The sequence below is a fragment of the Shewanella denitrificans OS217 genome (genome assembly GCF_000013765.1).
GTDB lineage: Bacteria > Pseudomonadota > Gammaproteobacteria > Enterobacterales > Shewanellaceae > Shewanella > Shewanella denitrificans.
Window position 1 is genome coordinate 301,831 of record NC_007954.1, and the last position, 20,098, is coordinate 321,928.

At 46.1% G+C, this 20,098-nt stretch carries 23 protein-coding genes and 1 other RNA gene; 14 read left to right on the forward strand and 10 right to left on the reverse strand.

The window, feature by feature from the left end; translation table 11 throughout:
• Positions 1-2: 2 nt before the first annotated feature.
• Together SDEN_RS01420 and SDEN_RS01425 are read left to right on the forward strand one after the other, a co-directional pair.
• Positions 3-1,490 (forward strand): AAA family ATPase, encoded by a 1,488-nt coding sequence (locus SDEN_RS01420; RefSeq protein ID WP_232279915.1) that lies wholly within the window; start codon positions 3-5, stop codon positions 1,488-1,490.
• Positions 1,491-1,563: 73 nt separating this feature from the next.
• The gene (locus SDEN_RS01425) at positions 1,564-2,403 is read left to right on the forward strand and encodes a Dam family site-specific DNA-(adenine-N6)-methyltransferase (protein WP_011494727.1); all 840 of its coding nucleotides are present in this window, start codon (positions 1,564-1,566) and stop codon (positions 2,401-2,403) included.
• A 72-nt stretch (positions 2,404-2,475) separates the two neighbouring features.
• On the opposite strand, the gene SDEN_RS01430 is transcribed toward SDEN_RS01425, so the two are convergent.
• Positions 2,476-2,658 carry a DUF2970 domain-containing protein gene (locus SDEN_RS01430; RefSeq protein ID WP_011494728.1) on the reverse strand — a complete coding sequence of 61 codons (183 nt, stop codon included), beginning with the start codon at positions 2,656-2,658 and terminating at the stop codon, positions 2,476-2,478.
• Positions 2,659-3,042, reverse strand: a complete 384-nt coding sequence (locus SDEN_RS20640; protein ID WP_011494729.1) for a hypothetical protein — start codon at positions 3,040-3,042, stop codon at positions 2,659-2,661. It abuts the gene before it with no gap.
• 309 nt (positions 3,043-3,351) lie between these two features.
• On the opposite strand from SDEN_RS20640, the gene rpe reads away from it, so the two are divergent.
• From rpe to trpS, 3 genes are read left to right on the forward strand one after another with little or no spacing between them, the layout of a single operon-like run.
• Positions 3,352-4,020, forward strand: coding sequence for a ribulose-phosphate 3-epimerase (gene rpe / locus SDEN_RS01440; RefSeq protein ID WP_011494730.1), 669 nt, complete (start codon positions 3,352-3,354; stop codon positions 4,018-4,020).
• Positions 4,021-4,030: 10 nt separating this feature from the next.
• Positions 4,031-4,717, forward strand: coding sequence for a phosphoglycolate phosphatase (locus SDEN_RS01445; protein ID WP_011494731.1), 687 nt, complete (start codon positions 4,031-4,033; stop codon positions 4,715-4,717).
• Positions 4,718-4,765: 48 nt separating this feature from the next.
• Positions 4,766-5,764, forward strand: coding sequence for a tryptophan--tRNA ligase (trpS, locus tag SDEN_RS01450; protein ID WP_011494732.1), 999 nt, complete (start codon positions 4,766-4,768; stop codon positions 5,762-5,764).
• A gap of 70 nt (positions 5,765-5,834) precedes the next feature.
• Here the strand turns inward: trpS and dolP are convergent, their stop codons facing one another.
• From dolP to SDEN_RS01470, 4 genes are all read right to left on the reverse strand, one after another.
• On the reverse strand, positions 5,835-6,410 hold the full coding sequence (gene dolP, locus SDEN_RS01455; protein WP_011494733.1) for a division/outer membrane stress-associated lipid-binding lipoprotein: 576 nt from the start codon (positions 6,408-6,410) through the stop codon (positions 5,835-5,837).
• A complete protein-coding gene (locus SDEN_RS01460; protein ID WP_011494734.1) occupies positions 6,410-7,000 on the reverse strand; it encodes a phosphoheptose isomerase in 591 nt (196 codons plus the stop codon). The genes dolP and SDEN_RS01460 overlap by 1 nt, the downstream gene beginning before the upstream one ends.
• 73 nt (positions 7,001-7,073) lie before the next feature.
• Positions 7,074-7,400: a YraN family protein gene (locus tag SDEN_RS01465; protein ID WP_011494735.1), complete on the reverse strand. Its 327-nt coding sequence runs from the start codon at positions 7,398-7,400 to the stop codon at positions 7,074-7,076.
• Positions 7,397-9,220 carry a penicillin-binding protein activator gene (locus SDEN_RS01470; RefSeq protein WP_041405951.1) on the reverse strand — a complete coding sequence of 608 codons (1,824 nt, stop codon included), beginning with the start codon at positions 9,218-9,220 and terminating at the stop codon, positions 7,397-7,399. The genes SDEN_RS01465 and SDEN_RS01470 overlap by 4 nt, the downstream gene beginning before the upstream one ends.
• A 103-nt stretch (positions 9,221-9,323) precedes the next feature.
• On the opposite strand from SDEN_RS01470, the gene rsmI reads away from it, so the two are divergent.
• The 3 genes from rsmI to SDEN_RS01480 all read left to right on the forward strand — a co-directional run bounded on the left by rsmI (position 9,324) and on the right by SDEN_RS01480 (position 11,672).
• Positions 9,324-10,166, forward strand: coding sequence for a 16S rRNA (cytidine(1402)-2'-O)-methyltransferase (gene rsmI, locus SDEN_RS01475; protein ID WP_011494737.1), 843 nt, complete (start codon positions 9,324-9,326; stop codon positions 10,164-10,166).
• A 54-nt stretch (positions 10,167-10,220) separates the two neighbouring features.
• Positions 10,221-10,605, forward strand: an RNA gene (gene rnpB, locus SDEN_RS20005) — RNase P RNA component class A.
• Positions 10,606-11,180: 575 nt separating this feature from the next.
• Entirely contained in the window at positions 11,181-11,672 is a 492-nt protein-coding gene (locus tag SDEN_RS01480; RefSeq protein WP_011494738.1) for a DUF2937 family protein, read from the forward strand.
• A 15-nt stretch (positions 11,673-11,687) separates the two neighbouring features.
• Here SDEN_RS01480 and SDEN_RS01485 read toward each other — a convergent pair whose 3' ends face one another.
• Entirely contained in the window at positions 11,688-11,918 is a 231-nt protein-coding gene (locus tag SDEN_RS01485) for a hypothetical protein (RefSeq protein WP_011494739.1), read from the reverse strand.
• A gap of 138 nt (positions 11,919-12,056) precedes the next feature.
• Positions 12,057-12,257, reverse strand: coding sequence for a Fe-S cluster assembly protein IscX (gene iscX / locus SDEN_RS01490; RefSeq protein WP_011494740.1), 201 nt, complete (start codon positions 12,255-12,257; stop codon positions 12,057-12,059).
• 181 nt (positions 12,258-12,438) lie between these two features.
• Here iscX and SDEN_RS01495 point away from each other — a divergent pair, with 181 nt between their 5' ends.
• Positions 12,439-13,035: a hypothetical protein gene (locus SDEN_RS01495; RefSeq protein ID WP_041405628.1), complete on the forward strand. Its 597-nt coding sequence runs from the start codon at positions 12,439-12,441 to the stop codon at positions 13,033-13,035.
• A 128-nt stretch (positions 13,036-13,163) separates the two neighbouring features.
• Here the strand turns inward: SDEN_RS01495 and SDEN_RS01500 are convergent, their stop codons facing one another.
• Both SDEN_RS01500 and SDEN_RS01505 read right to left on the reverse strand, forming a co-directional pair.
• A complete protein-coding gene (locus SDEN_RS01500; RefSeq protein ID WP_408640233.1) occupies positions 13,164-13,682 on the reverse strand; it encodes a YSC84-related protein in 519 nt (172 codons plus the stop codon).
• A gap of 150 nt (positions 13,683-13,832) precedes the next feature.
• Entirely contained in the window at positions 13,833-15,908 is a 2,076-nt protein-coding gene (locus SDEN_RS01505) for a S9 family peptidase (protein ID WP_011494743.1), read from the reverse strand.
• A 351-nt stretch (positions 15,909-16,259) separates the two neighbouring features.
• Here SDEN_RS01505 and SDEN_RS19690 point away from each other — a divergent pair, with 351 nt between their 5' ends.
• The 5 genes from SDEN_RS19690 to SDEN_RS01530 all read left to right on the forward strand — a co-directional run bounded on the left by SDEN_RS19690 (position 16,260) and on the right by SDEN_RS01530 (position 19,720).
• Positions 16,260-17,051, forward strand: coding sequence for a hypothetical protein (locus tag SDEN_RS19690; protein ID WP_011494744.1), 792 nt, complete (start codon positions 16,260-16,262; stop codon positions 17,049-17,051).
• 199 nt (positions 17,052-17,250) lie between these two features.
• Positions 17,251-17,607 carry a hypothetical protein gene (locus SDEN_RS01515; protein ID WP_011494745.1) on the forward strand — a complete coding sequence of 119 codons (357 nt, stop codon included), beginning with the start codon at positions 17,251-17,253 and terminating at the stop codon, positions 17,605-17,607.
• Positions 17,608-17,658: 51 nt separating this feature from the next.
• A complete protein-coding gene (locus SDEN_RS01520) occupies positions 17,659-17,979 on the forward strand; it encodes a DUF3630 family protein (protein ID WP_011494746.1) in 321 nt (106 codons plus the stop codon).
• Entirely contained in the window at positions 17,972-18,961 is a 990-nt protein-coding gene (locus tag SDEN_RS01525; RefSeq protein WP_011494747.1) for a serine/threonine protein kinase, read from the forward strand. The genes SDEN_RS01520 and SDEN_RS01525 overlap by 8 nt, the downstream gene beginning before the upstream one ends.
• Before the next feature lie 147 nt (positions 18,962-19,108).
• Positions 19,109-19,720: a thiol:disulfide interchange protein DsbA/DsbL gene (locus SDEN_RS01530; RefSeq protein WP_011494748.1), complete on the forward strand. Its 612-nt coding sequence runs from the start codon at positions 19,109-19,111 to the stop codon at positions 19,718-19,720.
• Positions 19,721-20,098: the final 378 nt, after the last annotated feature.

A 20,098-nucleotide genomic window follows, 5' to 3' on the forward strand; every position in this document is an offset into this window, starting at 1 on the left:
ACATGGCTAGTTATAGCGAGCAATTATTGGTTTTGTGTGGTGCTAAGGGCTCGGGGAAAAGCACCCTTGCTGCGGCGCTTGCCAGTGAGCTTGAAGAGATTAATTCAGCATTGGTTGTTTGCCCTCAACATGTAGACAGTAATGAAATCCGCCGTAAGATCCTTATTCAACTTATTTCAGATCCCATATTCGATGATGAACTCCCGCTTACCGATACCCTGTTGCGCATTCAATCCTACTTAACGAAACCACTGCATATTATTATCGACGATGCCCATCTTTTACCTAAGGTACTGTGGGCTGAGTGTATTTTACTGAGCCAAATGTCCTGTGGCGGTAAGCATGTTTCAGTGACCTTCACCATAGAAAATAAGTTTTGGCAGCCCTTGTTGGCCGAGTTAGGTAAAGCGGTAGATGATTCTGTACTGCAAGTGATAATTGAGCCTTTGCCGATAGCAGAACGTGAGGCCTTATATCAAAGCTTGCTATTAAGAAGTGAACAAGATGCCTTCACCCCAAGAAACATAGTGTCTGGGTTGTTGGAGAAGCAAGCGGGGACCCCAGCTGAAGTGGTGAGCTTACTTGCAACTGCATTAGAAACCAAAAATGCAAACAAGCACTCGCCAAAACGTCATTCACGGCTAATTTCCTTTATGGGCATACTGGCAGCCATATTAGCTTGGTGGTTGTTTACTAATCCCAGTCTTTGGAATGAGGGTAAATCGTTAGGCTTTAGCAAGGTTAAGTTTGCTTCAGAAGTTGAGCGTCTACAGGACAATTGGCTTATAGATTATGGCCAGCAGTTGCTTAGCCATTATTGGTGGCAACGAAATAGCCCGTTAAATTTACACTTATCACCAGGCGAGCTGTTGCAAACTGAGCTTGTTAACGCTAACCAGAACGATGATGAGCCTTTGACTAGCACACTAAACCAGACAGATAATGGGGGCGTATCCATTGGCCGTCCAGATAGGGCGCAACCCCTCGGCCTGCAAGAGAAAGCAACACAGCAAGATAAAGACATTGCACAAGCTCAGGAATTAGCTCAGCGACAACTCAATAGTGAAACCAGCCCGCCGTTGGCAAAATTAGCCCCAGTGTCAGTGGTCGGCAATGTATCTGTTGCTGCAGAAAATACTAAAGCGGTACCTGCTTCTAGAATTCAGAATAACGTCGCCGCTGTTAAAAGCCAAAGCCCCACAGCTAAGGTAAAGCCGGAGGCAAACTTAGGCAAAGCACCCTATAAAAATGGTTATACATTACAATTGGCAAACGTTACCCAGCGAGCTTCCTTGAGACCTATTTTAACTCAAATTCCTCGTTCTGAGTTGGTGATACATGCCAGTCAAACGGGGCATTTCTTGTTATTTGTAGGGAATTTTTCATCGGAGGCACAGGCAAGAAATAAAGCTGCAGAGTTGAAGCGCTTAGGTTTGGGTGACCCTTGGTTAAGGCGCTGGGCTGATTTGCAGCAGTATAGCTTCGAATAGAGCACAGTGACGATGAAAAATAGAATTAAACAGAGTATAATCATGAGCTTTATTTTTGCTGGCCGTATCATTAATGACAAAAAAGCATAGAGCCTTTCTTAAATGGGCTGGCGGGAAGTTTAAACTCGTTGATGAGCTAGCAAAGCAGCTACCTAAAGGTAAAAGGTTAATAGAACCTTTTGTTGGCGCAGGGTCGGTTTTTTTAAACACAGATTATGACGACTATCTGTTGTGTGATATTAATCCGGACTTGATCAACCTCTACAATATCATCAAGCAAACTCCTGAAGCCTATATTACTGCAGCGAAGGCCTTGTTTATTCCAGAGATGAATGACAAGCAGGCCTATCTTGACGTGCGTGAAAAATTTAATCAGACACAAGATCCGTTCGCCCGCTCTGTGTATTTTTTGTATATGAATCGCCATGGCTTCAATGGCCTATGCCGTTATAATCGCAAAGGTGGTTTTAATGTCCCCTTTGGTACTTATAAGAAACCTTATTTTCCCGAAAATGAAATTCGCTATTTTTCTGAGAAAGCCCAGCGCGCCGAATTTAAATGTATTGGTTATGAAGAGGCATTTGCCCTAGCTGAAAAAGATGACGTCATTTATTGCGATCCACCCTATGCACCACTTTCAACAACGGCCAGTTTCACCACTTATGTGGGCCCAGGTTTTAGTCTGGATGATCAAGCTATCCTCGCAAGAGAGTCCCGTCATACGGCCTTAGTTAAAGGCATACCTGTGCTTATCAGTAATCATGATATCCCCCTGACCAGAGAGCTTTATCGTGGTGCTAAGCTGGGTTCTATCTCAGTGCAGAGAAACATAAGTCAAAATGGTGGTTCACGTAAGAAAGTGGATGAAATCATGGCGTTGTATGATCATCACTACCGTGAAGATGAAGAATGAAATCCTACTAGGATTGGGTGGTTCGAAGATTAGCAGGGTGGCGAGTTAATCTCAGCTTAGTTAAAAAAGCGCTTAAGCCAGTACCTGATTAACCAGTAAGATAAGTGACACCACTAACAACACAGCCATAATAATGCCCATGGCAATATAGGCCAGTGGCGAGTGGTTTTGAAAGTCCCGCTGGCGATTGTCGTTGGATTGCACCCCAAAAAAAGCCGCTAGGGTACTAGTGAAAACTTGCCATAGCACCCGCATCTAAAGAGGGGTGTCACTATTGGTGGGGATGTCGTCTGTGGTATTGCTCTTATGACCGTGAAGCAGCTCTAATAAATCTAAGAAATGAAACTGATTTGAGCGGCTCTTGCCGGTAAGCCAATTTTTCCAGCTGACGTCGGTATTTTCAGTGGCGCAGCGGTTATTGGGATGGCTACTTGGGAGTAAGGCGTTATAGCTGGCGTTTTCACTGCATTGGCAGGCATTATTTGCGGCTAAACTAGCTTGCACAGTTAAACTGTATTGGGTGGCAATAATAGTCAGGCCTAAGACGGCTAATGCAAGCAGAGGTTTAATGAACACAAAACCTGCAGCGCGGCGGCCATGGGTAGGTATTTGAGATAAATTATTAATTTGGTTACTCATTGTTGAGTGCCTCTGTTGGGTAAATCCATCTAATTCAGCATCCTTTTATAAGCCAAGCTAGGCCTATCACTGTAATTTCTCACCCGAGTATACCAAAGCTGGCTAGATATTGAACACAGTTTTTCACTTGGTTTCGCTAAAATACGACTTGCTGCTGAACCTTGGATGGCCATGAGCCTAATAAACCGAGCTAAAACCTGTGTTTGGTTCACGCTTTAATGGCGAAAAAGTTGATTTTTTCTCCACTAGGCTAGAGGCAAAGCGTTCCAAAGGGTAAACTAAGCCTCCTTATATTTGCCAGAGACGACTATGCGCCCATTTTTAATTGCTCCCTCTATTTTATCTGCAGATTTTGCCCGCTTAGGTGATGACGTTAAAGCGGTATTAGATGCTGGTACCGATGTGGTGCATTTCGATGTGATGGATAACCATTATGTGCCCAATTTAACCATAGGCCCTATGGTCTGCACTGCGCTACGCAATTACGGCATTACCGCCGATATTGATGTACACCTTATGGTTAAGCCTGTGGATCGCATTATTCCTGATTTTGCCAAGGCTGGCGCCTCGATTATTACTTTCCATCCAGAAGCCTCAGAGCATATTGACCGTACTTTGCAGCTTATCAAAGAATCAGGCTGTAAAGCGGGACTAGTGTTTAATCCGGCAACGCCATTGCATTATCTCGATCATGTGATGGACAAACTAGACGTTATCTTACTGATGTCGGTAAATCCGGGTTTTGGCGGTCAATCATTCATTCCTGCGACCTTAGATAAGTTACGCCAAGTGCGCGCTCGCATCGATGCCAGTGGCTTTGATATCCGCCTAGAGGTGGATGGCGGGGTTAAAGTGGATAATATCGCCGAGATTGCAGCTGCGGGTGCCGATATGTTTGTCGCGGGCTCAGCCATTTTTAACCAGCCAGACTACAAAGTCGTGGTCGATAAGATGCGCGCCGAATTAGCCAAGGCGTAATGCTAAATTTATGACGAAATGGAATTCAATCAAGGCCATCGCCTTCGATTTAGATGGCACGCTTATCGACAGCGTGCCAGATTTAGCCGCGGCAACCAACGCCACTTTAGCAGAGCTTGGCCTCGCAGAGGTGAGTCAAGCTCAAGTGCGGTCTTGGGTCGGTAATGGAACTCAGGCGCTGATGGAGAGGGCCATTAGCTATGCCTTGGGTCGTGAGGTATCAAAAGACGAACTCAAACAAGCTATGGTGCCGTTTCTTATCCATTACGAGTATCATCTTGAAAAGCACAGTAGCCTTTATCCCAATGTTATCGAGACCTTAACCGCATTAACACAGGCAGGCTTTAAATTGGCACTCGTCACCAACAAACCCCACAAGTTCACCGTGCCACTGCTACGTGCCTTTGGGCTGATAGAGTTTTTTGATTTAGTGCTAGGCGGTGATTCGTTAGCGAAAATGAAGCCAGATCCACTGCCTTTAGCGCATGTATTAGCGACTTGGCAGATGCAACCTGATGAATTATTGATGATTGGTGACTCTAAGAATGATATTTTAGCGGCTAGAGCGGCCAAGGTGAGCTCAATAGGCTTGACCTATGGCTACAACTACGGTGAACATATCAGCTTAAGTGAACCCAATGCGGTCTGTGATGACTTGGCTCAAATTAGTGAGTACTTGCCTTCAGCCTGTGTGTGATATCTTTTATTCTCAAATCTTATTTTATTAATTGGAGCAACCAGACCCATGTCGAAACCCATAGTACTTAGCGGCGCGCAGCCATCAGGCGAACTCACCATAGGCAATTATATGGGCGCGCTCCGTCAGTGGGTTGCCATGCAAGACAGCCATGATTGCCTCTACTGCGTGGTCGACTTACACGCCATTACCGTGCGCCAAGACCCAAAAGCCCTGCGTGAAGCCTGTTTAGATACCTTAGCACTTTACCTGGCATGCGGCGTTGATCCAAAAAAGAGCACAGTATTTATTCAGTCGCAGGTACCTCAGCATACTCAACTGGGTTGGGCGCTAAATTGCTACACCCAGATGGGTGAGCTAAGCCGCATGACGCAATTTAAAGACAAATCACAAAAGCACGCCAGCAACATTAACGTCGGCTTATTTGGCTATCCAGTATTAATGGCGGCGGATATCTTGTTATATCAAGCGAACGAAATACCCGTAGGTCAAGATCAGAAGCAACATTTAGAGCTGACTCGCGATATCGCCACTCGCTTTAATAATGCCTATGGTGACACCTTCACCATTCCAGAGCCATTTATTCCAGAACATGGCGCTAAGGTGATGTCACTGCAAGAGCCGTTGAAGAAGATGTCAAAGTCAGATGACAATCGTAACAATGTCATTGGCCTATTAGAGGATCCTAAAGCCATCCTAAAGAAAGTAAAAAAAGCGATGACTGATAGCGAAGAGCCGCCCGTTGTGCGTTTTGATATGGAACAAAAGCCTGGGGTGTCTAACTTGCTTAGCCTAATGTCCGGCGTTACTGGTCAGTCTATCGCGAGCCTAGAAGCTGAATTTGAAGGCAAGATGTATGGTCATTTAAAAGGCGCCACCGGTGAAGCGGTTGTGGCTATGCTAGAGCCTTTGCAAGCAAGATATCGCGAGTTCAGAGCGGATCAAAGCCTGCTTAACCAGGTGATGCATGATGGCGCCGAACGCGCGCAAGCGAGAGCCGAAGTAACCCTAAAGAAGGTCTACGAGAAGATAGGTTTATTGGTATAGCATTCGTTTAACTCAATAAAAGTACAACAAAAAGGCCTCAATTGAGGCCTTTTTGTTAGAGCGAATAAGGTTAGTCCTTAGATACGTCTACATATTCAAACACTTTAACCACTTTGCGCACACCTGCGGTATTTCGTGCGATGTCCACGGCTAAATCGGCTTGTTTGCGATCCACTAATCCAAGTAGAAACACTTCACCGTTTTCGGTGATGACTTTTATGCGGGTCACATCTATGCCATTTTCATTGAGCATGCGCCCCTTCACTTTAGTGGTTACCCAAGTATCGTTACTGCGGGTAGTGAAAGAGGTCGGGTTGCCGATGCGAATTTGATTATGGATCTTGCCGCCAAGTTGCAAACCTTGCACTGCATTAATCGCTTTATCCCGCAACATGGAATTAGGCGATTGACCTATCATAAGCACATTGTTATTCATCACCACAGCGGTGATATTAGTTTGATTGCTAATATCATTGTGTTTAGACAGGGCGCTGGAAATTTGAAAATCCGCATTGGTGTCGCTGAGCTGAGTACCAACACTGCGCTCGTCGTTGGCCATTTTAGCGCCGCTAACGGCGCCCAGCACGACTGCACCAGCGCAACCTTGTAACAGGGCTAAGGTGAGCAGTATTAGTGCATATTTCATTATGCTTCATCCTGTGGGAATAGGGTTCTATCTATGTTGTCGCAAAGGCAATGGATCACTAATAAGTGAACTTCTTGAATGCGGGCTGTCACATTAGACGGTACACGAATTTCAACGTCGCCAGCACTCATCAGGCCCGCCATGGCGCCGCCATCTTTACCGGTTAGGGCAACGATAGTCATATCACGGCTTAACGCCGCTTCCATGGCTTTAATGATATTGCCTGAGTTACCGCTAGTAGAAATGGCTAACAGAATGTCACCAGGCTGACCTAGAGCAAAAATCTGCTTAGAAAAAATTTCATCATAGCTGTAGTCATTGGCAATCGCGGTGATGGTTGAAGTATCGGTAGACAAGGCAATAGCAGGTAAGGGGGGACGCTCAATCTCATAACGGTTTAACAATTCTGCTGAAAAATGCTGGGCATCGCCGGCGCTGCCGCCGTTACCACAGGCAAGGATTTTCTTACCGCCAAGCAGGCATTGCACCATCATTTCAGCCGCTTTTTCGATTGACTCAGGCAGTGCCTCAGCCGCATCGATTTTAGTCTGAATGGATTCGGTAAAGCTGTCTTTAATACGTTCTAACATGAAAAATCCTTACAAGGTCAAGTATTGCTATCATGCCATAACTCTGGCTTGAGTCTAGGTCATAATAAAGTTTTTAAAAACAGCCCTGTAGCCAGTTTATTTGCAAGCCATCTATGGCAAGGACGTCAAACCGACACGGGGCATTAATCTTATTGAGCTGCAGGTAGTGGTTAGCAGCTTTACGTATTCGTTGAATTTGCTTAGGCCTGATGGCCTGTAATGCGCCGCCAAATTGTGTATTAGTACGAAATTTAACTTCAACAAAGACCCAAAAGTCTTGGTGGCGCATCACTAAGTCCAGTTCACCAAACGGGTAGCGCACATTATGTGCCACGTACTCTAGCCCCTGTTTTTCTAGATAGGTTCTAGCCAATTGCTCGGCTTCCTGTCCTGTGGTCATTGAGGCGTTAATACCCCTTGCTGGTAGCGTCCCCAGCTGAGTTGACGTTCAATGACACCATTGGGTTTTACCGACAAGGCACCACTACGCCCATTAAACTGGAACCCTGGGAAAGCGCGCATCTGAGCTAAACGGTTCACCAGATCTAAGGCGTCAAAACCCATGATATAGAGGCGTTTTTGGCTGTAACTCCATTGTGCCCAGAGTTCATTGACCATGCGGGTCTCACTGCTGTCACGCATTAACCAAGGAATGTCGCTTATCATTAACTTATTGAGTTCTTGTACCGCTTGACCTGAGTCATTTTCAAGACGACTGCGGCTGGTGGTGTACAGTGCCACAGGTTTGGCAAATACGCTGAAGTTCACGTCCAAGAAGGCTTTTAGCAATGACAAATCTTGCGCGGCTGACACCATGTAGATGGCATCGATGTCGCGACGTGAGCGAAAATCTGCTTCCAGCTTATTACCCAGTAAGGCTTTCATTCTGTCGATGCGTGCCACACTGTCTTTGACACCTAAGGCTTCCTGTACTGTCAGTTTCATCTGATCGCCAGGATTATAATAGTGGATCTCGGCATTGGACTGAGTCAGGCCAAACCATGCCTGATTGAAGCTTTCAGCCATACGTTTGCCCACAGGGTCGTTACTGACCAATAATAACGGCAAGTTTATGCCATCTTGGAATAATTTACGGGCCGCATCACTGGCCTCTTGAGCGGGCGATAACGAGAAATAAAATTGGTGTGCTTTGGGGGTGAAATTGTCGGTTTGATTTAAGAACAACTGTGGCAACAATAATTTGCCTTTATCATTCAGGTTCTGCAGTTTCTCCACTTCTTCAGGCAATAATGGTCCTATGACAAACTCGGCGCCAGCGCTGACGGCTTGCTGATAGGCCTGCTCTATACCTAGCTGAGTATCATAAAAGTTCACGCTGGCTTTACTATCAAACTGTGATTGATAGCTAGATAAAATCCCTAAACGAATTGGCTCGGCAACGGCGGCGCGTGGACCACTCAAAGGCAGTAGTACGGCAATGTTCTTAGGTCTAAACGGCTTAGCATTAAGGGCTTTTTCAAGATCTGACGGCAATTTAACCGCTGCTGTGTGGTAGGGGTTATTACGCTGCCATTGACCTAAATGAAGCACTAATTGATTGGGGTCAACCGCATAGTGCTTGGCGATATAGGCTAATTGCAACCAACCGGCAAACGTCGGATTAAGGGCATCTTTAGCGAAGCCCTTTACGGTATCCTCATGTAAAGGTTGTAAAATATTCCATATGGTGTCACTAACCTTAGCCGCTTCGAAGCTAGGCAAAAAAGTGCTTAACAAGCTTAATTGACGCACTTGATCTATGGGAAGATTAGCTTGTTTATAAAGCCGTGCCTTATACCTGTGATAGGTGATCTTCTGGCTCTGTGGTAATTGCCAATGGGGCGGGTAATCCAGCAAGGCGAGTGCAGCATCATGGCCGGCAATTTGCTCGGCGATACGGGCGCTTAAGTAAATATGCTCGGCCAACAGGGTATGTTCTTGCACCCTGTCTTTGAGCATGGCATTAAGCACTTTTTCTGCAGCGACATAATTGCCATCGTTAATATAGGCATGAGCCGCCAATAGCCGGTAGCGATCGCGTTTTTCCGGCAATTTGGCATTTGAGGCTTCAGCAAGATAAGCCGTAGGCTTATGAGTCGCCGAACCTAATGATGCACTGAGCGCAGGCTGTTTCACTTGCGTTTGTGAAGCACAGCCGAACAACACAGTGGCTAAGATGACTGCGCCGATTATTTTTGCTGAATTCATGGTTTTTATCACTGGGCTTTTTAACACTTGGCTTTACTCTGGTAAGATGCTGGCACTAGTTTAACCCGCTCTTACGTTTGGCGAAAGTCTGGGTATATTGAATATTGAGGAAGATATGGATCAAAGGGTCGCACTGTACGTTGTTCCCACCCCAATTGGTAATTTTGGAGACATGAGTTCCCGTGCCATTGAGGTGCTAAATCAAGTCGCCTTGATTGCTTGTGAGGACACGCGCCACAGCGGAAAACTCCTGAGCCACTTTGGTATTGCCACCCGAAAAATCGCGCTGCATGATCATAATGAACGTGACCGCGCGCAATGGATTGTTGAAAAACTCCAAGCTGGTGAATCGATTGCATTGATTTCAGATGCTGGTACCCCGTTGATTTCAGATCCCGGCTATCACTTAGTTAAGCATGTGCGTGAAGCTGGCTTCGATGTGATCCCTTTGCCTGGACCATGCGCGGCGATTACGGCTTTAAGTGCATCTGGTTTGCCCTCGGATAGATTCAGCTTTGAGGGTTTCTTGCCCGCCAAAGAAAAAGGTCGCTGCGATAAACTCGAAGCCCTGCGTGAAGATCCGCGCACCTTGATTTTTTATGAGTCACCTCATCGCATCGAGCAAAGCTTAGCCTCGATAGTGCAAGTGCTGGGTGAAGACAGGCAAATGGTGATGGCCCGCGAAGTGACCAAAACCTTCGAGACGTTTTTATCTGGCACAGCCCAGGAAATTCTTGACATCGTCCGTCACGATCCCAATCAGCAAAAAGGTGAAATTGTACTCATGTGTCACGGCTTTGTGACTCAAGATGAAGAGGCCATTCCTACCGTAGCGCTAAATACCTTAACCTTGTTATGCGAAGAATTACCATTGAAGAAAGCCGCAGCGATAGCGGCGCAAATTCACGGGTTGAAGAAAAATGCCCTGTATAAATATGGTTTAAGCATAGATTTATAGTCTTTACCGCAGCAATTGATTGGTTTGTGTTAAGGCTTGGGCTATAATCCGCGCCGAGTTGGCCAGACAGTCGCCGCGTTCTTCGGAACGGGGAGGAAAGTCCGGGCTCCACAGAGCAGGGTGCCAGGTAACGCCTGGGCGGTGCGAACCGACGACAAGTGCAGCAGAGAGGAGACCGCCATTTTAAGCTTCGGCTATAAATGGTAAGGGTGAAAGGGTGCGGTAAGAGCGCACCGTGCGGCTAGTAATAGTCCGTAGCAAGGTAAACTCCACCCGGAGCAAGACCAAATAGGGTTCCAGTGCTTACTTAGGTAAGCTGATGCGTGGCTCGCGTTGGAACCGGGTAGGTTGCTTGAGCCTGTGAGCGATTGCAGGCCTAGATGAATGACTGTCGCTCCTCACGGAGAGACAAGACCCGGCTTATAGGCCAACTCACCTCATACCCCAGAAAGGCCCCGCAGCAATGCGGGGCCTTTTTGCATCTGCTGCATTGATAATCTGTGATATTGCTATTGACTCAAGTTTGTGGGCGCGCAGTGGGGCTGATGGCCGTCTCGAAGATGTGTACAGTGCTCAAACTTGATTCTGCGTAGTGAGCTTACCGGGTTAAAATCTATAAGCTCGATTGATGCAAAAGTCATGGAAAAAGTATAAAGCAAAGCATTCGTTGTGAGTCGTCACTTGCCACGCGGTTAAGGCGAGCCATGGCATTCACTCACCGACACGCCGTAAACTCGTCCATGAGGGCTCGAACATCCCGTCCATGGGATGGACGGTCGTCTCGCAAATCGCCATGGTTTGCCTTTTAAGTTCTGACTTAACCTGTGGTTTAGAGGCTAGAGTCATCATTTTACTGTGAGTGAAAACATGCACGGGCCCTATATGGTTAAAGTGACTGGCACCGTTAGGTGCTTGCGGATATGGCTTGTTATTACTGAGTGCTTGGCGTTTAATGGCCTGTGGAAGTAGGTTGAACGTAACTTATTATTGGGATTTAGGGCTTAGGAAGGTTGTGTGATTAAAAACGTTATTGATAAATTAGTGTTTGGCATAGCCTTAATTTTTGCGCTGCAATTGCCGCTGCTGGCGGATCATTATCAACAATATCTGTCTGGTCAGTATCAGGCCACTAAGTGGCAAGTCGATGGCTATGAGATGACCGCTAAAATGCATCAATTCCCCAATGCTAGAGCCATGATAGCGCGCCATCTTCAGCTCGATGAACCTAGCGTTAAAACAGATGCCAAGCAGAAACTGGCCACCCTCGAGTTATTCGACGAGTTAAGCTTAGGCATGGATATATTCAACCGTGGCAACCTATTTGAGCAGTTGGTCTTTATGTTCAATCCCAAAAGGGTTGATGCACTCATTGAGACCAGTAAAAACTTTACCTTGGGTATCCCACTTGATCCCGCAGGGTTAAGCTTTGGACTTGTTTTGGGCCTGCTACTTAACCTGCTCATCATGTTGCCTGCGACACTGTTGTTTAGCAAAAGAAAAGCTTAGCTTGCCCCTTTTAGGTTAGAACTTATCCAGTTCACGTTTGAGCTGGAAGCTGTCATCCGTGACGAGACGCTCTAGTACTTCGACCCGTTCCCGCAGTTTGTTGAGTTCATCATGGAGGGCTTGATTGTGCTTGTTATGTTCTGTGCTGGCATTGAGTTGTTTTTCCCTGAGTTTCATTATGCTGACAATAAAACTGCCTACTATGGCTAAAATGGGGATAAGTAGCGCCAAGGTTCCCGCGTTCATATTGTGATTCCTTATTTATTGAATACTTTTGATGTCTGTTCGAGCTATTTTGCGTTTTTCAGACTAAAACACCAGTGACAAATGTCATAGCTTAGTGCTTGAAATGAATGTAGAGGCTTTTTTAACTAGGCTAGCGCACTAATCTGCTTCATCAATCCAGGCCATTTGCACCGCTTCTAACACTTTTTCACCGCAATGCTTAGGATCATCATCGAAATCCTCCAACGCCAATATCCATTGCATCAGTTCGGGAAAGTGTAGCGCAGTGGGATCCACTTCAGGGTGTTTATCAATTAACGCCAGTGCGATTTCTTGTGAGTCTATCCAACGTAATGACATCACTCATATCCTTTATTTTTGCTAATAGCTAAATTAAAGCTTAGCTCTTAAATCAAAGTTCTTAAATCTATGTTCTTCGATAGTGCTTAGAAAGTAGTTTTGTACAGTAATTTGTAATTACAGCAAAAAAATGGCACAAATACCTTCCAAAAATGACGTAAAAACAATAATGGAAAGCATAATGAAGCTAAACATGAGCTTAAATAAGACGATTTGGACTTCTGTCGGGGCACTTGCCTTGATGAGTTCATCTGTTACCGCGCAGACAGTGCAAGATGATTTTTTTGCCGATTTGGCCTCCCATTGCGGTAAGGCATTTGTGGGTAAAGTGGTATCAAACGACAGCGCAGATAAGGCCATGAGTGAACAGCGATTAGTGATGCACGTGCGTGAATGTTCTGACACTGAACTTAAGGTGCCATTTCATGTGGGCGATGACAGCTCACGTACTTGGGTTATTACTAAGACAGCAGGCGGATTACGCTTAAAGCATGATCATAGACATAAAGACGGTAGCCCAGATGCGGTCACCTTTTATGGTGGCGACACCCCAGCAGGTTTTTTGGGTAGCGCCATAGCGCAGTCCTTCCCAGTGGATGCAGAGTCTATCGAAAACTTTATGGCTAATGGCTTAGATAAGTCTGTGACTAACGTTTGGCATTTGTATCTGTCACCAGAGGTGTTCACCTACAGATTAAGCCGTGAAGACAGAGAGTTTAGGGTCGACTTTGATTTGTCTAATCCTGTCGAGGTGCCCGCAGCCCCTAGGGGGCATTGATATAATACACAGGGATAAAATTAAAAAATGGCCCTAACGCTTAACTGTGAGGGCCATTTTTTATTGGCAAGTTTTACATAGGGTAAAACTCGCTTGTCTCATCTAGTTAATTTATCAGGTTATCTTAGTTATTTGGGCTTAAAGCTAAAAGATTGCCCAGCGATAGCGGCTTCGTACATTAACCCACCTTTGGCAGAGGTGAATATCGCCATGCCATTGACATAAGATGCCTTAGTCGACTGATTACCACCTGACTGCCCAGCATTCGCAGAGTTACCTGTAGTGCCGACTTGAGCGCTTGCGCCAGCATTAAGGGCCACGGCAGAGGCTTGAGCGCTAAACTCGAAGCTACCGCTGGTGAAGTTGTTATAAGCTTCGGCATTTTTGAAGAAAATGATTTCACTATAAGCCTGGCCGCCAATTTGAAAACCAATGGACACTTGGGTCATGGTCGACTCACCGGTGAACTGGCCACCACGATACACACGGCCTTCACCATAAGCGGCGCCAATACCAAAACCGCCTTTGCCCACAGTAGGGAAGATGGCATAGCCATAAGCCGTATTGAAAAAGGCTTTGCTTTCTGCGGCTTGCTTAAAGTTTGCCATGGCATTGCTGTATGGCTCGGCCGCGGCCTGGGAGCCCATGACTAGCGCGAATAAAGCCAAGGTGGTATTCACTAATACTTTGAAATTTCGCATTATATTCTCACTTTCATTATAAAATAAATTCAGTTGTCTCTGACTCTCGTTTCCGTACTTACTCTATTACCAAATACACTTATTCTTTACCTAGTACTAGTCTTTACCGAGTACATAGTAGTCGAACCAGCGTCGATCCCACTCCATCTTGGTCTTTCTGTGTTGGTATTGGTTTAGGCCATGGCCTTCACCTGGGTAGACTATCAATTCGACAGGGACATTAAGGTAATGGTTCAATGCTCGATACAAACCTTGTGCATGACCTAAAGGCACACGCTCATCATTTTCACCTATGTGGATTAATGTCGGGGTGGTTATCTTGTTGGCATGGGTAAGGCTCGATGCCTTAGTGTAGGCTTCTGCTTGCTCCCAGGGTAGGCCCTGCATGAAATTTATTACGTGACCTGGCGTGTCCTCTAACATCCACTCTAATCGCTGATCAAATACGCCCGCCCCTGAGCTTGCCGCTTTAAAGCGCTCGCTACTGCTTATCAGCGCATTGGTTAAGTAGCCACCGTTACTCCAACCCATAACTGCAAGTTTATCGGCATCCACTAAGCCATCACTAATGAGCTTATCGACACCACTGAGTATGTCTTGGACTTCTATGTCGTGCTCGCGGCCAATCAAGTCAGTTAAAAATTTGTCACCATAGCCGATAGAGCCACGGTAATTGGGCGAGAATAACGCCCAGCCTTGGGCGCTAAAGGTGCTGCGGCCATAGGATCTGTGTTGCAGTGCATAGGGGGTCGCAGCCGTTGGGCCGCCATGAAGCTGTACCACTAAGGGTAATTTTCCTTGGGCTTTATTGTAACCAAAGGGCAGTTCTAGAATGCCCTCAACTTGGGTGCCATCGGTTGCTTGCCACTTCACGATGGAAATTTGTGGCAGTTTCCAGCTGTCTATTTGCGGGTTGATATTGGTTAAGCGTTTTAGTTGGGCTCTTGGACTATCGGCATCGGCAATAAACAAGTCACTGACATGATCTAAGCCATCGTGGCTGACCCCGACTTGCTTGCCTGAAGCGGTAAAACTGTAGTTGCCTATGACAAGATCCCCTTCAATCACGGCGCGGCTCTTACCTTGGGTCATGGCTTTCATTTCAGTGCAATAGAGTTTGACTCTGGCCTTGTATGCGCCGCGATAACAAATGTCATTGCTGTTGCCACGCCAAAGGAGGTCATCACCAAAGAAAGTGACTTGGCTTGGAGGGGTTACTCGGTTGATAACAGCCTGTTTGGCTGCGGTATTGGCAACAAACAATTGCCCAGGGAAACCATCGAAATCTATCCTAAAAGCCAGCCTTTGGTTGTCATGATGCCAATCTAGCCCCAGGAGCCAACCGTAGGCTGAAGGTGCCTTTTCGCGCCACTTATCATCCGCCAGGAGAATATTGTTAGCTTGCTTAATATCGAACACTTCAATGTTAGAGCGGCCCTCAAGGAAGATAAGCTCGTTATCTGTGGTGGTGATGCGAGCAATTTTGGTTTCATTGTCATTAACGCTAAATTGCCAAACCACCTTGTCATCATCTAAGAGCAATTCTTGGCTAAAGTGTTGCAAGTTCAAACGGTAGATGGGGTTGGTGGTTTTTTTACCCTGGGCATAGTTGACCTTGCTGTGGTCGGCCCTTAAAGAGGCAAAGTGGTCTTTGTCTGTGACTTCTTTATTGGTGGAAAAATAAATGCTGTCACCGCTTTTATTGAGCTCGAAGGCATTAATGCCAGTAATGGACTTAGTGATCATCTGCGGCTGACCACCGGTTGCGGCAATGCGGTAAATTTGCGCTATCCCTTGATATGGATGAAGCGGGTCTTTCTCGCCTATTTTTGCGATGAAATACACATAACGGCCATCTGGGCTCCAAGCAGGGTTAGATTCATTCTCATCACTGAAGGTCAGCCGGGTGGTCTTACGGCTGTTGGTATCGATATGCCACAGCTCGGTCTGAGTCCTGTCTAGTGCCTTATCCCAGCGGCTCTCTACCCAAACGGCTTGCTTGCCATCTTGGCTAAGTTGGCTTTGGGTTAGGGTCGACAAGCCAAAAAAGTCATCGATGGTGATTTGATGATCGCGCTGAGCAGAGTGAGCACTTAGGCTCATGGCAACCAAGGGAAGAAACAGCAGCAATGAGAGCAGGCGTGCCTTATGGCTAATATAAAGGCGGCTCATTCCATCCCGTGGGGGTGATTGAGTGAAAATAAATGACAAGGTAATACTCCTGTGCTCTGGGGCACTAAGTGCTGCGATTGTGTGTGCTAGTCTACCTGAAACTTAGCCTAAAGGGGGCTGAGACAAACTCATTAAGCTAAGGCTAACAGGCCTTAGTAGGCTTAGATTGAGACTTAGGCTGATTTTTAGTGACAAAATTCACATAAACACTTGATTTTATATTGGCTAATGGCTTATTAATAACCTTTGCATGCTTAAAAAAGCAGCTTAACATTGCCGATGCTAACGTGGTTACCTGCGTAGCATTGCCTTAGGTTCGTGCTCGAACCCACGATTAGCATGGTGAAATAGATGAAAATTGTTCTCGTGATTGTGTTGGTGATTATTGCCGTTTATCTCTATCGACGTACCCAAAAAACGGCTGAAAAAGAATTAGATGTTCCTAAGGTCAAGCCCCAGAATAGCCCCGATATTAAAGACATTGGTGTGCAAGACATTAGCCTAGAAAACAGTCAGCAAGCAGAATTAAGCACAGAAAGTAGCACAGAAAGTAGCGCAGAAAGCAGTGCTGCAGAAACATCGTCTGAGGACGTCAGTCCATCACCGTTTTCTGTGGTTGAAACTAGCGCCGAGGCTTCGTTAGAAACGGCCCCTTTAGCCACAGATACAGACACAGCTGTGACAGCCGACAATCAAACTAAGGCTCAGGTGGCCACAGCCCCAGAGACTGGTTCAGCCTTAGCGCCATTGAGCGGCAATTGGGCCAGTGATACCTTTACTCAGCTGGTGGACGCTTATACAGAGCAAACTGAGCCTGAGGCTCAGCATAAGTGCCTCGAAGAGGTCATAGCCCATTGTTATAAGTTGCGTAAACAAGCGGATTATTGTGCCTATGGTGCCAAGTTAAGTGACAATTACCTCAGGTTATTTAAGCAGCTTAAATCAGATGACACATTCAAGTCGGAGCTTAAGGGCGGGGCGTTTATGCAGCTCACCACTTTACTCAATGATGTCGAAGATTTTGACGCCGCGATAAAGGTGTGTCAGCAAGCGATAGATTATCAACTCGATGACGGTACAGTCACAGGCTATGCCGGCCGACTGGCGCGAGTGGAAAAAGCCAAAGCTAAAGCACAAGCTTAAGTGACCGCAATACTATAAAATAGCGCCATGATATGCAGGCTCGCGGATGTCACCGCAAGGACTGCGCCAATGGATTAACGTTTAAGGCGAACTCATGTTCGCCTTTTTTATGGCCGCCGCTTTGTATAGGCTGGTTTTTTACTGGTGATGTGTGCTGATTTATACAAGTCGTATTTGTGCAGATAAGAGGGCTAAAGCCATGAGGCAAGTGGTTCAGAATGTGAGGCTATCTAAGGCATTATTGGCGCTGTGCCTTGGGGTAATCTTAGCCTCATCGTTAACCGCTTGCACACAAGCGCCAAAATGGACGCTATTTTTCACGCCATTGCAAAATGTGACGGCCAACGCCTCAGCAAACACCTTAGTGGTGGCAGATATTCAAGGGTATTATCAGACAGAGGCTCAATGCCTGCATAAGATGCAAGGTCTGATGAAATTAGCGCAAATGCAGCCTCAAAGCCCAGCTGGGGTGTATCGCTGTGCCAATGAATGCCGAGTGGAGCCGGATAATAGCCTCCGCTGCCAACAGGTCATCACAAGCGAGAGCAGCAATTAATTTTTATCTATCTGATAAGTATGATGTTAAAGAACTAAGGAAGTCGATTAAGTGATCACAATAACGTCTGTACAATTGAACCAACAGGCCTTGAGCTTGCTTATCGAGGCAGACATAGACTTTGACGCCTTCGAGGCATTTGCCGAACCTCTGGCACAGGCGCTCGACTGTCAAGTGCGTGAGCGTCAATGGGGCGCAGACAGGCATCAATGGTTATTGGATTTTGAAGGTTCACCCTTGTGGCTGAATTACGAATTTTATGGCGATATTTGCTGGTTATCGACCCAAAATGAAGCTGAGTTCGATGTATTGCAATACCTTGCTGGTTTGTTGCAGCCGTTGATCACTAAAGGAGCGAATAAAAATGACTGAAGTTGCGTTTCATTTTCAAGCCCTGACCCCCGAGCTCATTCTCGATGGCATAGAGAGCCTAGGGATTTATCCTGAGACCGGGCTTTTGGCACTCAATAGTTATGAAAATCGTGTGTATCAATTTCGCTGTGATGATGGCCTGCGCTATGTGGCCAAGTTTTATCGGCCAGAGCGCTGGAGCGAGGCTCAAATTCAAGAAGAGCATGATTATGCACTGGCATTAGCGGCAGAAGATATTCCTATTGCAGCGCCTTGTGTGTATGAGGGTAAGACGCTGCACCACTATAAAGGCTTTATGTTCACCCTGTTTCCGTCTATCGGTGGGCGCGCCTTCGAGGTGGATAACTTAGATCAGCTTGAAGCCGTAGGGCGTTTTGTTGGCCGCATCCACCAATATGCCGCCAAGGAAAAATTCGCCCACAGAGAAGGGTTAAATCCACAAATTTTGGGGGTTGAACCCTTGGCGTATTTACGTCAATCAGGCATGGTGTCAGCGGGCATGGCAGAGGCGTTTTTTACCGTCGCCGAGCAAGTGCTCGCCAAAGCGCAGGCCATTTGGCAACAGCATAATTTCAACAGCATACGGTTACATGGCGATTTGCACCCAGGCAATATTCTCTGGACCCCAGACGGCCCAGGTTTTGTTGACTTAGATGATGCTAGGCAAGGGCCCGCTATCCAAGATTTATGGATGATGGTTACCGGAGACAGGCTGCAGCAATTGTTACAACTGGATATATTGCTTGAAGGCTATCAAGAATTTTGTGATTTTGATATGCGTCAGCTTGCACTCATTGAACCGCTGCGAGCCTTAAGAATGCTGCATTACAACGCCTGGCTTGCAAAGCGCTGGTCTGATGGTGCCTTTCCAATGAACTTCCCTTGGTTTGGCGACATTAAGTATTGGGAGCAGCAGACCTTAAGTTTCAAAGAGCAGTTAAGTGCGCTCGATGAGCCGCCGCTGAGTTTATTGGGCTATTAATCTGTTGCGCTTAAGTTTAGTGCTTTTGTTAAACATGCTTCATGTTTAGCATTTGAGCCTAGCTTAAGTTTAGGATTATGATAAGGTTTGCCAAGATAACGACACCCCATTGTTGAATTTATAGCCTTGAATAAAGAAGGAAGTTACATGAAAAAAGCACTACTTATGGCCGCTGCGCTATTAATCGCTCCATTGTCAGCCGTAGCCGCCGAATATAAAGAAGGCGTTCACTACACAGTGATTAATGATGGCCCCGCCACAGAGAAGCCAGAGATCACCGAGTTTTTCTCTTTTTTTTGCGGTCACTGTTACAATTTTTCTAAGACAGTTGTCCCGAAAATAAAAACAACCTTGCCAGAAGGTGTTGTATTTAGCCAATCGCACGTTGAGTTTATCGGCAATGAAATGGGCGTTGAGATGTCACGGGCGTTCGCCGTTGCTCACCAGTTAAACGTGGATGAGAAAATGGAAGCGGCTATTTTCGCCGCTATTCATGACGAACGTAAGCGCTTAATTAATCGTGATGATGTGCGCGCCTTGTTTGTGGCAAATGGCGTAGAAGGCAAAGATTTTGATTCTGCCGCGAATTCATTCATGGTGAATGCACAGATGTCTAAAATGAAGCGTGATACAGAAAATGCCAAACTCTCAGGGGTGCCATCACTGGTGGTTAACGGCAAGTACCGCGTTGAAACAGGTGCGGTTAAATCCTTCGATGAAGTGTTAGCGATTGCATACCATTTAACAAAACTTAAGTAAGCCGTTGGTTTAGTTTTTAAAGGCGCTTAGGCGCCTTTTTTGTTTCCTAAAAAAGGCAAAAAAAAACCGTATGCTCGCAAGAGACAATACGGTGTTGAGTCAAATGACTCGTTTTTACCCTGAGTAACCATTGTAATTTAGCGGAGCGTCAAAAAATTGGCAAGTGTCATTTTTATGTTGTTTTTTAGATGGATAAAAAGTGTGAAAAATAATCAGCCAAAAATGAACTCTCAGTTAAGCTTCATGGTCAAAAAGGATGATAGTGAACTGACTGGTAACCTTTGAACGGCTTTGTGATGCTCATACACCTGAGCTCAGTGTTGATAAATGAATGTGTGAAACATAAATTAAGCCAACAAGGGGAGTAAAACAGATAAT

Coding starts and splice junctions, on each gene's coding strand:
- SDEN_RS01465 (WP_011494735.1), bottom strand. CDS start 7,400: ATGACCACAGGACAGGAAGCCGAGCAATTGGCTAGAACCTATCTAGAA.
- iscX (WP_011494740.1), bottom strand. CDS start 12,257: ATGTCATTACGTTGGATAGACTCACAAGAAATCGCACTGGCGTTAATT.
- rpe (WP_011494730.1), top strand. CDS start 3,352: ATGCGCCCATTTTTAATTGCTCCCTCTATTTTATCTGCAGATTTTGCC.
- SDEN_RS01430 (WP_011494728.1), bottom strand. CDS start 2,658: ATGCGGGTGCTATGGCAAGTTTTCACTAGTACCCTAGCGGCTTTTTTT.
- SDEN_RS20640 (WP_011494729.1), bottom strand. CDS start 3,042: ATGAGTAACCAAATTAATAATTTATCTCAAATACCTACCCATGGCCGC.
- SDEN_RS01505 (WP_011494743.1), bottom strand. CDS start 15,908: ATGAGCCGCCTTTATATTAGCCATAAGGCACGCCTGCTCTCATTGCTG.
- SDEN_RS01525 (WP_011494747.1), top strand. CDS start 17,972: ATGACTGAAGTTGCGTTTCATTTTCAAGCCCTGACCCCCGAGCTCATT.
- SDEN_RS01420 (WP_232279915.1), top strand. CDS start 3: ATGGCTAGTTATAGCGAGCAATTATTGGTTTTGTGTGGTGCTAAGGGC.
- SDEN_RS01530 (WP_011494748.1), top strand. CDS start 19,109: ATGAAAAAAGCACTACTTATGGCCGCTGCGCTATTAATCGCTCCATTG.
- SDEN_RS01485 (WP_011494739.1), bottom strand. CDS start 11,918: ATGAACGCGGGAACCTTGGCGCTACTTATCCCCATTTTAGCCATAGTA.
- SDEN_RS01425 (WP_011494727.1), top strand. CDS start 1,564: ATGACAAAAAAGCATAGAGCCTTTCTTAAATGGGCTGGCGGGAAGTTT.
- SDEN_RS01500 (WP_408640233.1), bottom strand. CDS start 13,682: ATGGGCTCCCAGGCCGCGGCCGAGCCATACAGCAATGCCATGGCAAAC.
- trpS (WP_011494732.1), top strand. CDS start 4,766: ATGTCGAAACCCATAGTACTTAGCGGCGCGCAGCCATCAGGCGAACTC.
- SDEN_RS19690 (WP_011494744.1), top strand. CDS start 16,260: ATGAAAATTGTTCTCGTGATTGTGTTGGTGATTATTGCCGTTTATCTC.
- dolP (WP_011494733.1), bottom strand. CDS start 6,410: ATGAAATATGCACTAATACTGCTCACCTTAGCCCTGTTACAAGGTTGC.
- SDEN_RS01515 (WP_011494745.1), top strand. CDS start 17,251: ATGAGGCAAGTGGTTCAGAATGTGAGGCTATCTAAGGCATTATTGGCG.
- SDEN_RS01460 (WP_011494734.1), bottom strand. CDS start 7,000: ATGTTAGAACGTATTAAAGACAGCTTTACCGAATCCATTCAGACTAAA.
- rsmI (WP_011494737.1), top strand. CDS start 9,324: ATGGATCAAAGGGTCGCACTGTACGTTGTTCCCACCCCAATTGGTAAT.
- SDEN_RS01495 (WP_041405628.1), top strand. CDS start 12,439: ATGAAGCTAAACATGAGCTTAAATAAGACGATTTGGACTTCTGTCGGG.
- SDEN_RS01445 (WP_011494731.1), top strand. CDS start 4,031: ATGACGAAATGGAATTCAATCAAGGCCATCGCCTTCGATTTAGATGGC.